This is a genomic window from Acinetobacter sp. CY73 (genome assembly GCF_059515865.1).
The window spans coordinates 1-13,162 of the sequence record NZ_JCAKMZ010000048.1; the positions used below are offsets into that span (position 1 = coordinate 1).

At 38.6% G+C, this 13,162-nt stretch carries 15 protein-coding genes and 1 pseudogene; 12 read left to right on the forward strand and 4 right to left on the reverse strand.

Going from position 1 to position 13,162, the window contains the following annotated elements; translation table 11 throughout:
• Positions 1-283 (reverse strand): annotated as a pseudogene (locus tag AC5YD2_RS15430) (IS982 family transposase); the annotation flags it as partial.
• Positions 284-452: 169 nt separating this feature from the next.
• Here AC5YD2_RS15430 and AC5YD2_RS15435 point away from each other — a divergent pair.
• A complete protein-coding gene (locus AC5YD2_RS15435; protein WP_496127167.1) occupies positions 453-1,265 on the forward strand; it encodes a DUF4062 domain-containing protein in 813 nt (270 codons plus the stop codon).
• On the opposite strand, the gene AC5YD2_RS15440 is transcribed toward AC5YD2_RS15435, so the two are convergent.
• Entirely contained in the window at positions 1,262-2,131 is an 870-nt protein-coding gene (locus tag AC5YD2_RS15440) for an IS982 family transposase (RefSeq protein WP_496127168.1), read from the reverse strand. The genes AC5YD2_RS15435 and AC5YD2_RS15440 overlap by 4 nt on opposite strands.
• Before the next feature lie 24 nt (positions 2,132-2,155).
• On the opposite strand from AC5YD2_RS15440, the gene AC5YD2_RS15445 reads away from it, so the two are divergent.
• From AC5YD2_RS15445 to purB, 5 genes are all read left to right on the forward strand, one after another.
• Positions 2,156-2,599 (forward strand): hypothetical protein, encoded by a 444-nt coding sequence (locus AC5YD2_RS15445; RefSeq protein WP_496127169.1) that lies wholly within the window; start codon positions 2,156-2,158, stop codon positions 2,597-2,599.
• 73 nt (positions 2,600-2,672) lie between these two features.
• Positions 2,673-3,158: an NUDIX hydrolase gene (locus AC5YD2_RS15450; protein ID WP_496127170.1), complete on the forward strand. Its 486-nt coding sequence runs from the start codon at positions 2,673-2,675 to the stop codon at positions 3,156-3,158.
• Between the two features lie 4 nt (positions 3,159-3,162).
• Entirely contained in the window at positions 3,163-4,296 is a 1,134-nt protein-coding gene (mnmA, locus tag AC5YD2_RS15455; protein WP_496127171.1) for a tRNA 2-thiouridine(34) synthase MnmA, read from the forward strand.
• A gap of 13 nt (positions 4,297-4,309) precedes the next feature.
• Entirely contained in the window at positions 4,310-5,041 is a 732-nt protein-coding gene (hflD, locus tag AC5YD2_RS15460) for a high frequency lysogenization protein HflD (RefSeq protein WP_496127172.1), read from the forward strand.
• Between the two features lie 56 nt (positions 5,042-5,097).
• Positions 5,098-6,486 (forward strand): adenylosuccinate lyase, encoded by a 1,389-nt coding sequence (gene purB, locus AC5YD2_RS15465; protein WP_496127173.1) that lies wholly within the window; start codon positions 5,098-5,100, stop codon positions 6,484-6,486.
• 160 nt (positions 6,487-6,646) lie between these two features.
• Here the strand turns inward: purB and AC5YD2_RS15470 are convergent, their stop codons facing one another.
• On the reverse strand, positions 6,647-6,886 hold the full coding sequence (locus AC5YD2_RS15470; protein WP_496127174.1) for a hypothetical protein: 240 nt from the start codon (positions 6,884-6,886) through the stop codon (positions 6,647-6,649).
• Between the two features lie 169 nt (positions 6,887-7,055).
• On the opposite strand from AC5YD2_RS15470, the gene AC5YD2_RS15475 reads away from it, so the two are divergent.
• Positions 7,056-7,682: a DUF2238 domain-containing protein gene (locus AC5YD2_RS15475; protein WP_496127175.1), complete on the forward strand. Its 627-nt coding sequence runs from the start codon at positions 7,056-7,058 to the stop codon at positions 7,680-7,682.
• Positions 7,683-7,756: 74 nt separating this feature from the next.
• Here the strand turns inward: AC5YD2_RS15475 and sohB are convergent, their stop codons facing one another.
• Positions 7,757-8,719, reverse strand: a complete 963-nt coding sequence (sohB, locus tag AC5YD2_RS15480) for a protease SohB (protein WP_496127176.1) — start codon at positions 8,717-8,719, stop codon at positions 7,757-7,759.
• Positions 8,720-9,006: 287 nt separating this feature from the next.
• On the opposite strand from sohB, the gene AC5YD2_RS15485 reads away from it, so the two are divergent.
• From AC5YD2_RS15485 to AC5YD2_RS15505, 5 genes are all read left to right on the forward strand, one after another.
• Entirely contained in the window at positions 9,007-10,347 is a 1,341-nt protein-coding gene (locus AC5YD2_RS15485; RefSeq protein WP_496127177.1) for a deoxyguanosinetriphosphate triphosphohydrolase, read from the forward strand.
• 46 nt (positions 10,348-10,393) lie between these two features.
• Entirely contained in the window at positions 10,394-10,885 is a 492-nt protein-coding gene (locus tag AC5YD2_RS15490; RefSeq protein WP_496127178.1) for a hypothetical protein, read from the forward strand.
• 83 nt (positions 10,886-10,968) lie between these two features.
• On the forward strand, positions 10,969-11,571 hold the full coding sequence (ruvA, locus tag AC5YD2_RS15495; protein WP_496127179.1) for a Holliday junction branch migration protein RuvA: 603 nt from the start codon (positions 10,969-10,971) through the stop codon (positions 11,569-11,571).
• Positions 11,572-11,588: 17 nt separating this feature from the next.
• On the forward strand, positions 11,589-12,596 hold the full coding sequence (ruvB, locus tag AC5YD2_RS15500; RefSeq protein ID WP_496127180.1) for a Holliday junction branch migration DNA helicase RuvB: 1,008 nt from the start codon (positions 11,589-11,591) through the stop codon (positions 12,594-12,596).
• A 75-nt stretch (positions 12,597-12,671) separates the two neighbouring features.
• The gene (locus tag AC5YD2_RS15505; RefSeq protein ID WP_496127181.1) at positions 12,672-13,067 is read left to right on the forward strand and encodes a hypothetical protein; all 396 of its coding nucleotides are present in this window, start codon (positions 12,672-12,674) and stop codon (positions 13,065-13,067) included.
• Positions 13,068-13,162: the final 95 nt, after the last annotated feature.

Below are 13,162 nucleotides of genomic sequence, written 5' to 3' on the forward strand. Positions count from 1 at the left end.
GAGCTAATTGATGCCTATTGATCAGATGAATCATCCGTTGGTAACAGGGTAAGCTTTTAAATAAATGATTTTTATCCTGTTTCAACCATGTGAAAAAGGCTTTGAAATTAGTGAAATGAGAACATTTGTACCAAATAGCGATAAAACAGATTTCTGAAATGGTTAAATGAGCAGTTCTGATTCTTAAGGAACGATTACTTTGCTTAAGAAAATTCCAATAGGTTGCTTCAAATTTGAGAAAGAAATCATCAATTACGCTGAATAATTCGGTACTATTAAACATAGGGACTAGAGTTTTAAGTTTTGTGTGGTAACTCAACTGATGGCTCTAGTCCTCTTATTTTTCAAGTCAATTTCTTATCCGCGATTCGGGTATTAATAAAATATTAAATCTATTGAAAAAGGTTTTACAATACTTCTTATACCTAAAACGACTTTTAAACTAAACACTTATGAATAATATAAATATTTTTGTTAGTTCTACATGTTATGACTTATCTCAAGTACGCGTAGACTTGTCTGAATTCATAGAAATATCAGGACACAATCCAATATTGTCCGAATATGAGAATTTTCCAATATCTCCAGAGTTAAATACGATTGAAAACTGTATAAAAATAGTAAAAGATAATGCTGATATTCTTATTTTGATCGTAGGAAATAGATATGGACATGTAATTGAAAATGGTAAATCTATTACAAATAACGAGTTTTTAGTTGCTAGGCAAAAAGGTATACCCATTTTTTGTTTTATAGATAAATCCACATTGTCAGCTTTAAATTTCTGGCGAACAAATAAAGATGCTGATTTTTCAAATATGGTCGATAATACTAAAATTTTTGAGTTTATTGAAAGCATTCGAAATGACTCTAAAATATGGACTTTTCCATTTGATAAAGCTCAAGATATTATTAGAACACTAAAGGTACAATTATCTTACCTATTTAAAAGTAGTTTAAAAGCAAAAAAGATATTTGATAAAGAAGTTAATAATTTTTTTCAATTAAAACTCTCTGAACAAGCACAGCGAATAATTTTGGAAAAGGATGATTTTTACGAATACGATTATTTAGGGCAAATTTTTGTTGATGAAATTGAAAAAAAAGAGTTTCTTAAAAACGATATAACCTATTCGATTCTGACAAAACCAAAACACTATATTAAAGAGATAAATCAATTATCGGATTGGACTCAATTAAGATTATCCTGCCTGCAATATATTGCAGAAAGTCTAAATAACTTAATTAACCCGAATCCTGCTTAAGCTGATGAATCAATAATTTGAATTGTTGGCTTATTTCGATGGGTTAATTGATATGCACATAACGAGGCGTAAATTCCACTGAGAAATCCACGAACACTGCGTGCTTTACTCGTCACTAAATTGTATTGACCTTTCAATAGGCTGAATAACGTTTCTATTTTATTGCGCTGTTTTAAGTGATATTCATCTGGCACACTGAGCTCAACAGACCGCATGTTCTTCCGATGATAAGTAATCAAATCAATACCTTGATCTTGTAACCTACTTTTTAATTCTTGGCTGATGTAACCTCGATCCCCATAAAGTTTTGCTTTTATACCAGCAACCAATTGTTCAACCATTTTTATGTCAGCAACATGTCCATTCGACAAAGCAGAACAGGCAATTTCACCAAATTGATTCATCGCAATATGCAATTTACAGCCATAAAACCAGCCCATTGAGCTTCTACCACGTGATGCAATTTGGACTAATGATTTATGACGCTGAATACGTTGATTTTTACAAACTGGCAAAGTTGTTGAATCAATCCATAAATATTGTGTACCTTGACCTTTCATCAGTGCCACATGTAAAGCGTGTAGAGCTAATTGATGCCTATTGATCAGATGAATCATCCGTTGGTAACAGGGTAAGCTTTTAAATAAATGATTTTTATCCTGTTTCAACCATGTGAAAAAGGCTTTGAAATTAGTGAAATGAGAACATTTATACCAGATAGCAATAAAAGTGATTTCTGAGATACTCAAGTGAGCGGTTCGGACTCTTGAGAAACGACGACTTTGTTTAAGGAAATTCCAATAGGTTGCTTCAAATTTAAGAAAGAAATCATCAATTAAGCAGAATAATTCGGTACTATTAAACATTAGGACTAGGGTTGTGAGTTTTGTGTGGTAACTCAACTGATGGCTCTAGTCCTCTCATTTTTCAAGTCAATTTCTTATCCGCGATTCAGGTTAATTAATGATGCATTGCCTAAGTTTATTGCAGATCAAGGAACACCTTCAGATCTAAAAGGATTATATTATGTAGCTTCAAAGTATAGTGAATTATATGAAGAAATTTTAAATTGGATTATAGAAACAAGAAGTACTAAAGTAGATGATAGATTTGAATCACTTAAAACTAATCTATCTAATTGTGCCATCGATCTAGAAAAACAGGTTTGGGAATTCCCCTTTGAATTAAAATCACAAATCAAAGAAGCCAAACAAAAAATACTTATTGGAGAAAATGTAACTTTAAAGCTCACTCTACAGATTGATATTAATGAATGTGCTCTAAATCTTTTTTCAAAAGATTTAGAAAAACTTACTGATGATTTTCTCGTTTAATAAGTTATTTACAACATAGCCACACACTCTAAAATTTTATACAATAGTGCATCCTTATCCCTGGTGCTGTTTTATGACCGCTTGGACTGCTCATGTCACCGTTGCAACTGTTGTTGAAAAAGACGGAAAATTCCTTTTTGTAGAAGAACATACAGAAGGTGTGACGCATACTGTGTTTAATCAACCTGCAGGTCATGTTGAAGTGGGTGAAACGATTATTGAAGCAGCCCTTCGTGAAACCATGGAAGAAACAGGTTATGAGGTTGAGATTCAATCTCTACTCGGCATATATACTTATACGCCACCGATGTTTCCTGACCGTACCTATTACAGATTCTGTTTCTTAGCCAAAGACATCAAACATCATGCAGATGCCCAGCTTGATACAGATATCATTGGTGCAGTGTGGATGACACTCGATGAACTTGAAGCTTCAGCTCGCGCACGCAGTCCACTCGTGATCAAAGCTGTCAAAGATGCCCTTTCAGGTCAAAAATTTCCTTTATCGCTCGTTTATGAGCACCAAAACTCTCCCTTAATTTCAAATTTGGATGCCTAATCCTATGCAACAACGTGTCATCGTCGGTATGTCGGGTGGTGTAGATTCATCTGTTTCTGCAGCGCTTTTACTTCAACAAGGATATCAAGTTGAAGCACTTTTCATGAAAAACTGGGAAGAAGATGACGGTACAGAATACTGTACAGCGATGGAAGACCTTGCTGATGCACAAGCTGTGTGTGACAAAATTGGGATTAAACTACATACAGCCAATTTTGCTATGGAATATTGGGATCGTGTATTCGAGCATTTCCTAGCAGAATACGCTGCAGGTCGTACGCCAAACCCAGACATTTTGTGTAATAAAGAAATCAAATTCCGTGCGTTCTTGGATCATGCGATCAACCTAGGCGCAGACTTCATTGCGACTGGACATTATTGTCGTCGCGGTAAGACTTTAAAAAATTCACGTGGTGAAGAATACGCACCTCTCCTTCGTGGTGTAGATCAAAACAAAGACCAAACTTATTTCTTACATGCGGTTCATGGTCGTGAAATTAATAAGACTTTATTCCCTGTCGGTGAAATCGAAAAGCCAGAAGTGCGTCGTATCGCGGAAGAGTTAGGACTCGCAACTGCGAAGAAAAAAGACTCGACAGGCATTTGTTTTATTGGTGAACGTCGTTTTAATGACTTCCTCAAACAGTATCTGCCTGCGCAAGCAGGAAAAATTGTGCTGGAAGATGGTAAAGAGGTTGGTGAACATCACGGCTTAATGTACTATACGCTCGGTCAGCGTGGTGGTATTGGTATGGGCGGCTTAAAAGGTGCTGCTGAAGGCGCTTGGTTTGTTCTGCATAAAGATATTGAAAACAATCGTTTGGTGATTGGTCAAGGTCATGAACATCCACTGATGCAAAGTACCATTTTATGGTCAGAAGCGATTGACTGGGTAGCAGGTGAGCAAGCGATTCCTGAAACAGGTTTCCGCTGTACTGCCAAAACGCGTTACCGTCAGCCTGATCAAGCCTGTGTGATTTTTAATGATGATACAATGCCAAATGGTGTTCGTGTTGAATTTGATGAACCACAGCGTGCAGTGACCCCAGGACAAAGTGTAGTGTTCTACGCAGATGAAGTTTGTTTAGGTGGTGGTGTGATTCATCATACCAATGCGCCAAAACCTGATTTTATTTAAAGGAATATCGGTCATGACAGAGTTACCGTTTCAACAGCCTCAAACTCTGAATGTTCGTCAAAATAGAGCGTTGGCTTTGGCCGCTGTGTTTCAATCGGCACAGCTCACCCACATGACTGCCCTCTCAGGACGACAGAGTATTGGTGAAAACGGTAACTTTTATTTGGAACAATTGATTAAGGCGAGTTTAAATATTCGCCCTGATGCCAATCAAAACTGTCAAACCTTAGATTTTTTTAATCAGCTTGCCGACATTTCCCTCGGACTCAAAACATTAGAAAGTAGCATTACCCAACCGTTTACAACCTCCCCAAAATCTAGAATTCCCAAATTTGCCAATGCCAAACTACCCATGTCTTATGCTATGGCATTGTTGCATTTAGAAAAGAAAGTCTATAGCAATCCGAAGTTCATTGACATCATTGAAAAATCACAACAAAAAATATTAAAACAACTGTCTTTCTTCGATAACAATTATCTGCATCCAAGTATCATTGCCAATCTTGCTCAAACCTATGTCGAAACAGCGGGTTCGATTAATCCGCGGATTATGGTCAAAGGCAGTGCTGAGGCATTTAAAGACACGGCGCATACCAATCGCATTCGTGCATCCCTATTTACAGGTTTACAAATGGCGCATTTATGGCGTCAGTCGGGTGGAAGTTCATGGTCGATGATCTTTACCAAACGTAGGCTGTTAAAAGATATTCAAGATCTGGCTCGTTTACAGTTTCAGGTGGTTTAACTGATGCTGCGCGAGCTTACCGTTTTTCGTTTAATTCCAATGTCTAAGGAATCGTTATGAACGCTTTAACTGCACTTTCTCCACTTGATGGACGTTACGCGAGCAAATGTGATGCTCTTCGTCCTTTCCTCTCTGAGTTTGGTTTAATCCATGCTCGTGTGACTGTAGAAGTACGCTGGTTACAAGCCCTTGCGAATCGTCCAGAAATCACAGAAGTGCCTGCTTTCTCAAATGAGACCAATGCAGCTTTAGATGCGATTGTTGCTGATTTTTCTGAAGATGATGCCAACCGCATTAAAGAAATTGAACGTACAACCAACCACGACGTGAAAGCAGTTGAATATTTCCTAAAAGAAAAAATTGCGCACATTGATGAACTCAGAAATGCCGGTGAATTTATTCACTTTGCGTGTACTTCTGAAGACATCAACAACTTGTCTCATGCGTTGATGCTAAAAAGCGGTCGTGAAGTGCTCGTGACTGCAATGCAACAAATCATTGACTCCATCGTTGCGCTTTCTGAAAAACATGCAGATCAACCGATGTTGTCTCGTACCCATGGTCAAACGGCTAGCCCAACCACTTTGGGTAAAGAAATGGCAAACGTGGCGTATCGTCTTGCACGTCAAATCAAACAATTTCAAAATGTTGAATTGTTGGGCAAGATCAATGGTGCAGTCGGTAACTACAACGCGCATTACTCTGCTTACCCAGAAATCAACTGGCCTGCGCATTCTCAAGCATTTGTAGAATCTTTAGGGTTACAGTTCAACCCGTACACCACGCAAATCGAACCACATGATTACATGGCGGAACTTTTTGATGCGCTTCGTCGTTTCAACACAATTTTGATCGACTTCAACCGTGACGTTTGGGGTTATATTTCTCTAGGTTTCTTCAAACAACGTTTGAAAGAAGGCGAAGTCGGTTCTTCAACCATGCCACACAAAGTCAACCCAATTGACTTTGAAAACTCTGAAGGTAACTTAGGTATTGCTAATGCGGTACTTGCTCACTTAGGTGAAAAGCTTCCTGTGTCTCGCTGGCAGCGTGACCTCACTGACTCTACTGTTCTTCGTAACATGGGTGTGGGTTTTGCGCAAAGCTTGATTGCATTTGAAGCTTGCTGTAAAGGTATTGGTAAACTTGAACTCAATGCTGATCGTATTCTTGAAGACTTAGACAATGCACAAGAAGTATTAGCTGAGCCAATTCAAACCGTCATGCGTCGTTATAATGTTGAAAAACCATACGAAAAATTAAAAGCCCTGACGCGTGGTCAAGCAATGACTCGTGACATGATGGTTGATTTCGTGAATGGTAATGAACTTGAAGTGGTTCCTGCTGCTGACCGTGCGCGTCTTGCGACAATGACACCTGCGACTTACACAGGTAATGCAGCTGAACAAGCCAAACAAGTGGCTGACTTGATTTCTAAGATCTGATTTTAGATAGATCAAAAAACGAGGCTTAATGCTTCGTTTTTTATTTCCACCTTATACTCCTTCTCCCTATGGGATGAGGAGCATGCTCCGCAAGGGGATGAGGGTATCAACCTCTCCCTAACCCTCTCCTACAAGGAGAGAGGAAATTTAGAAGTAATTTTTATTCCGCAGGACAATATTTCGCCCAATCATCTTTCATTCGTTGCAATTCACAACCCGTTAGCAACTCACTAAAGTAAACATAATAGGTCACATCTGGATACTGAATTTCATGGCGATACATCATGCCACGTAGTGATACTGAAAGTTCTGCTGGAAAATCATCTACTAAATTCAGTTGTTCAAATTCATAATTAAAATAGCAATTTTGAGTTGCTAAATATGCTTCTTTCACCGTCATCATCTAACCTAAAAGCAAATAAAAATAGTTTAATGGATTTCAGTAATTAAAACTTTCGAAAATTGATTCAAACAGCGCATCTCGTTCACGTTCCGTTTAAAAATGAATGAATATTTTCTCATGCATTTTTCTTATATAATGCCAAAACTTGAAAAACGATAATAACCTTATGATTTACACTTCATTGACCAATAGGCACTTTTGCGTTTTAGCCTTACTCCTCATTGCTTTAGTATTTGCCAGTATTGATCCTCTTGAATATGCCTCTTATGCCTTACATCAAATCGGTACGGCCATCATGTTGGCATTTCTATTTTATTGCCTTAAAAAGATCGGTCTCAGTTTTTGCAGTTTTGCGCTATATATCGGCTTTCTTCTGATTCATATTTTGGGTGCGCACTACCTCTATTCTTATGTTCCTTATAATGAATGGATCTTGAGTATTTTGAATGTTGATTTAAACCAAGCCATGGGTTGGTCACGTAATATGTATGATCGTTTGGTTCATTTTGCCTATGGATTACTGCTCTATCCTTTATTTTTAAGACTGTTCCAAGTTTGGTTACCTCAACTTTCTGGCAAAGTTTTATTGATCTTGGTGGTACAGTTCGTAATGGCAACCAGCTTGGTTTACGAATGGATCGAATGGCTGATTGCGATTGGCTTATCCCCTGAAGAAGCTGAAAACTATAATGGTCAACAAGGTGATATTTGGGATGCCCATAAAGATATGTGGATTGCGACACTAGGCTCAATGATCACTGGATTGATTTTACTCAAAAAGAAATCAACCTGATTTTACCCAAGGTAGATGAGCCATTAAAAAGCCAGTCATTTGACTGGCTTTAGTTTTAATCTAGAACTGAAAACTTAAAGTTTTGGATCACGCATTTGCACCAAATTTGAATTGGCTTTAGCCAATGTTTCAAATACTTTATTTAAAACCGCAGGCACTAAACTATCTGCCATTTGTGCCGCTTGCAGACCTAACTTTTCACCTAAAGTCGGTTTACGGCGAGTCTGAATCAAGTAAACATCATGTTGCATCAATAAACTTAATAGATATTCATCAGAAGTCTGAAGCTTATCCACCAAGTTTAAATCCATTGCATCTTCACCATACCAATGCTCACCTGTCGCTACTTTTTCAACGTTTAACTGAGGACGGTATTTTTCAACAAAGTGTTTGAATAACTTATGCGTTTGCTGAAGCTCTTCTTCAAACTTGGCTTTACCCTCTTCGGTATTTTCACCGAACATGGTGACCGTACGTTTATATTGCCCAGCGGTATACAGTTCAAAATCAACATTATGCTCTTTCAGCAAACGGTTGAAATTCGGCACTTGCGCCACAACACCGATTGAACCTAAGACTGCAAAAGGTGCCGAAACAATTTCATTGGCGATACATGCCATCATGTAACCACCACTGGCAGCGACTTTATCGACACAAATGGTTAAATTAAACCCTGCATCGCGTAAACGAACCAACTGCGCTGCTGCAAGTCCATAACCATGTACCATACCGCCCGGACTTTCTAGGCGCAGTACCACACGGTCACGGCCCGCTTTTGCAGTTGCAAGAATCAGTGTAATTTCTTCACGAAGGTTTTCTACAGCAGACGCTGCCATATCACCTTTAAAATCGAGCAAATAAACTTTCTGATTATTCTTCTTGCGCGTTTTCGCTTCTTTTGAAAATTGTTGAGATAACTGTAAAAGTTCAAACTTCGACGCTGTGTTTTGAGCGATTTTCTTACGTTGTTCGTTAATACGTGCATTAAGATGGGTGACACGAATTTCAGCAGGCAATTTCGGCAAATGAAATAACATAAGATCTCAATTCTCTAGAATATTTATTTATGGTTTTAAGATGAGGTCATCTTAAATAAAATTCAATAGCAATTGCACATATTCTTGGTACAGCATTTACAACTTAGCTTTCATTCAATCTTATCCAAAGAAGTCCTATGATTAAAATTAGAAAATTTAAATTGGAAGCTTTTTAGTGATGTGAAGCTATAGCTTGTCGCTGTAATAAGACAAATTATGTCGCTCATGACTAGTGCCTGACCCTAATTTTTGGCATGATGAAACAAACAATGAAAGAATAATGATCAATGACTCAAATGCCTTGGCTTGACTTACTCTCTACCGTTCGGATCGGGAGCACCAAACAAAGTTCTGAACAGGCACGAAGCCCTTTTCACAAAGACTATGATCGGATTATTTTTTCTCAAAGCTTTCGTCAACTGAATCGTAAAACGCAAGTTCACCCACTTACCCAGCATGATGGTATTCATACGCGTTTAACGCATTCATTAGAAGTGTCCTGCATTGGTCGTTCACTCGGTATGCTCGCTGCTGAAAAAATCCGTAATGAATTACCGATCTGGATTTCACCTGCGGATGTGGGTGCGATTATTCAAGCGGCATGTTTGGCGCATGACATAGGCAACCCTCCTTTTGGGCATGCAGGTGAATACGCCATTCGTGAATGGTTTGATGACGCCTCCCATGGGGATTTCCTTAAAGCTCTGTCTCCAGAACAGCAAGCCGATGTACGTCAGTTTGAAGGCAATGCACAAGGCTTAAGACTACTCACTAAGATTGACTACCACCCAAATGACGGTGGAATGCGCCTCACTTACGCAACCTTAGGGGCTTACTTAAAGTACCCGTGGTTATCAAAAACCATCGACTCTCAAGGCAATACACCTGCAAATCAACGTGCGAAGTTTGGGTGCTATCAAGCAGAGAAAGACATTCTAAAACAAATTGGTGAGCAACTTGGTTTAATTCAGTATGGTGAATACCACTTTTGCCGTCATCCACTGACCTATCTATTAGAAGCTGCGGATGATATTTGCTACGCTTTAATTGATTTAGAAGATGGCATTATTTTAAATATGCTGTCTTATGAAGAAGTTGAACCGATCTTTCTCGATCTCATTGGTGATTATGGTAAGCCATCAGAATTAGCAACGCCTTACACCACTTGGCAACAGAAAATCGCTGCACTTCGCGGACGTGTGATGAAACGCTTAGTCGATGAAGTCACCACAGCATTTGCTAAACATCATTTTGAAATTTTGTCAGGTCAACTGAAAGGCAGTTTATTGCAGTATTGTTCACCTGATATTGAACAAGGCATTGATAAAGCGAAGAACTTAGCTCGTGAAAAGATTTTTGAGCATCCGCAAAAAGCAGGACTCGAAATCATTGCGCATCAAAGTTTGCAACATATTTTAGATGCCTTTATTCCACTGACCACACCAGATAAAGTACACAGTTTTAAAGAAGGTCGGCTGCTGTCGATTATTTCAGGATTAGGGGTTCGTTTTAGTGATGATCACTATGACAATATCATGCAAGTGTTGGATATTATTTCGAAACTTTCAGACCATCAGGCTTATAACTTGGCGCAAGAGTTACAAGGCAATAAGGTGGGGTTTCTATGAATTATTTATGGCTTCGAACAAATTATTATAGTCGTGTGTGATGGTTATGAATCAAACTGAAGATGATTTTTGGGCTGGTATTATTCAATTATTGTTCATTGGATTCATCATTGGTTTTCTAGTACTCATCGTAAAGCTGTTAAGTAGTTTTGAAGTAAAATACACCAAACCTCATGTGAAAACGCCACTCGAAGAACGACTTAAAATGCTACCGGATTCTGCAAAACAACTGAGTGATGAAGCCAAACTCATTTTTCCTGAACAGCTCAATCAACCTGAGTCATTTGATTTTCATTGGACACATCAGACCAAAAAACTTGAACTAAGAATTCCAATCGAGCGATTCAGTGATCAACACTTAAAATCAATCTATTTAAATCGTTATTTGGAACATAATTGGAACTTTGAGGAAAAAGAATATAAGTTCACGTTTATAAATCAACAGTCAAAAAATGAAAGCTGTATTGATAAACATGTAAATGAAAACTCTAATTACAGAGTGGTCAAATTTGTGGTGAAAGGTGAACCGTGTTGGTAAGAATAAATATCCCATAAATTATTTTGCCAATAATATAAACTCTCATTACTATTTAACCATCAACAAAGAAGTGAATAAACTCAATGATCGGATGCCTAATTGGTGAAGTGCTTGCACTCGAAGCACCAACAGTTCTACTCAATGTAAATGGTGTGGGCTATGAAATCGACACTCCTCTGTCTACATTCTGCCAATTACAAAAAGGTCAAAAAGTTACTCTGTGGACGCATTTGGCCGTCCGTGAAGATGCACAGCTACTTTATGGTTTTATGCAGCAACAAGAAAAAATCATTTTCCGTACTTTACTCAAAGTAAACGGTGTTGGCCCTAAAATGGCTTTGGGTATTCTTTCAACCCTCAGCGTAGAAATGTTGATCCATACCGTTGAACATAGCGATGTAAAAACATTAGTCAAAGTTCCGGGTGTTGGTGCAAAAACGGCAGAACGCCTGATGATCGAACTTCGTGATCGTTTTAAAAACTTTGCTGTATCAGGTGGTTCGACCCATACCAATACTTCACAAATTCAATTTACAGGCAATTCTGCGGTGGCTGAAGCTGAAGCTGCGCTACAATCATTAGGCTATAAACCTGCCGAAGCACAAAAACTGATTAATGCAGTCAAAGCAGAATATACTGAAGCAGCCGATATCATTCGCGCGGCTTTAAAATCAATGAATAAATAGGTTAAATCAGCTCAACTATGCAAGACCGTATTATCAGTGGTTCTGAGAAACCAGAAGATCATTTTGATCGTGCCATTCGCCCGACCTCACTTGAAGACTATATTGGTCAGCCTGTAGTACGTGAGCAAATGGAAATTTTCATTGGTGCTGCGCGTGGACGCGGTGAGGCACTTGATCATACTTTGATTTTTGGTCCACCCGGTCTAGGGAAAACCACGCTTGCGAATATTATTGCGCGTGAAATGGGTGGCAACCTCAAATCTACCTCTGGTCCTGTATTGGAACGTGCAGGTGATTTGGCAGCCATGCTGACCAATTTAGAGGAGGGTGACGTTTTATTTATTGATGAAATTCATCGCCTGTCTCCCGTGATTGAAGAAATTCTTTATCCTGCCATGGAAGATTATCAACTTGATATCATGATTGGTGAAGGGCCGGGTGCGCGTTCAATTAAACTGGATTTACCGCCATTCACTTTGGTGGCAGCCACCACGCGTGCCGGACTCCTCACCTCGCCTTTGCGTGATCGTTTTGGTATTGTTCAGCGTTTAGAGTTCTATTCTGTTGAAGATTTGACGCATATCGTGGCGCGCTCTGCAAACTTAATGGATGTACCAACCACAGCTGATGGTGCGCTGGAAATTGCACGTCGTGCGCGTGGTACACCACGTATTGCCAATCGTTTGCTGCGTCGCGTGCGTGATTATGCACAAGTCAAAGGCAATGGCGAAGTCACCAAAGAAATGGCTCAACGTGCTTTAGATATGCTCAATGTGGATAAAGATGGTCTAGATACGTTAGATCGTCGTTATTTATCCATGTTGCTTGAGCGTTTTGATGGAGGCCCCGCGGGTGTTGAGGCTTTGGCGGCAGCAATGGCTGAAGACTCTGGCACACTTGAAGATGTGATTGAGCCTTATTTGATTCAGCAAGGTTATGCGATGCGTACTGCGCGTGGTCGTATCGCGACCAATCAGGCGTATGTGCAGTTTGGGATGACGCCGCCTGAGCCGAAAGATAAGTAGACTAGAGAGGGTTTAAAACCCTCTTTTTTATCATATTATTCTATAATTTAATTCTAATTAAACCCAAAATTTAAAATGAATATATTTGATAACTGTTTAAACAAAATTTATAAAAAAATCGAAATTTCTTGTGATGAAGTTATTTCAGGATTACATAGTCGTGAACACATTCCTCTATATACTCATTTAAAGGATTATTCCTTAGTACAAATTGAATACCTCAAAGCAGTGATTCAATTAAATCAAAATGATTGCTTTTCAATAAAAATTATAGACTCTGAATCTAACAATGAAATTTCTGAGCTTACTCTAAAAGAACTTAATTCTAAACAATTTGCTAATCATATGATTATTGATATTCAAATTGATCCCGATTATGTTGAAAAACTAATTAGAACAAATGCTTATCGTGAATTTAAAGAGTATTCAAATTTATACATAACCCGAATCGCGGATAAGAAATTGACTTGAAAAATAAGAGGACTAGAGCCATCAGTTGAGTTACCACACAAAACTCACAACTCTAGTCCTAATGTTTAATAGTACCGAATTATTCAGCGTAATTG

Bases quoted from the DNA above. Each gene is read 5' to 3' on its own strand.
- AC5YD2_RS15435 (WP_496127167.1), top strand. From the start codon at position 453: ATGAATAATATAAATATTTTTGTTAGTTCTACATGTTATGACTTATCT.
- AC5YD2_RS15440 (WP_496127168.1), bottom strand. From the start codon at position 2,131: ATGTTTAATAGTACCGAATTATTCTGCTTAATTGATGATTTCTTTCTT.
- AC5YD2_RS15450 (WP_496127170.1), top strand. From the start codon at position 2,673: ATGACCGCTTGGACTGCTCATGTCACCGTTGCAACTGTTGTTGAAAAA.
- mnmA (WP_496127171.1), top strand. From the start codon at position 3,163: ATGCAACAACGTGTCATCGTCGGTATGTCGGGTGGTGTAGATTCATCT.
- hflD (WP_496127172.1), top strand. From the start codon at position 4,310: ATGACAGAGTTACCGTTTCAACAGCCTCAAACTCTGAATGTTCGTCAA.
- purB (WP_496127173.1), top strand. From the start codon at position 5,098: ATGAACGCTTTAACTGCACTTTCTCCACTTGATGGACGTTACGCGAGC.
- AC5YD2_RS15470 (WP_496127174.1), bottom strand. From the start codon at position 6,886: ATGACGGTGAAAGAAGCATATTTAGCAACTCAAAATTGCTATTTTAAT.
- AC5YD2_RS15475 (WP_496127175.1), top strand. From the start codon at position 7,056: ATGATTTACACTTCATTGACCAATAGGCACTTTTGCGTTTTAGCCTTA.
- sohB (WP_496127176.1), bottom strand. From the start codon at position 8,719: ATGTTATTTCATTTGCCGAAATTGCCTGCTGAAATTCGTGTCACCCAT.
- AC5YD2_RS15485 (WP_496127177.1), top strand. From the start codon at position 9,007: ATGACTCAAATGCCTTGGCTTGACTTACTCTCTACCGTTCGGATCGGG.
- AC5YD2_RS15490 (WP_496127178.1), top strand. From the start codon at position 10,394: ATGAATCAAACTGAAGATGATTTTTGGGCTGGTATTATTCAATTATTG.
- ruvA (WP_496127179.1), top strand. From the start codon at position 10,969: ATGATCGGATGCCTAATTGGTGAAGTGCTTGCACTCGAAGCACCAACA.
- ruvB (WP_496127180.1), top strand. From the start codon at position 11,589: ATGCAAGACCGTATTATCAGTGGTTCTGAGAAACCAGAAGATCATTTT.
- AC5YD2_RS15505 (WP_496127181.1), top strand. From the start codon at position 12,672: ATGAATATATTTGATAACTGTTTAAACAAAATTTATAAAAAAATCGAA.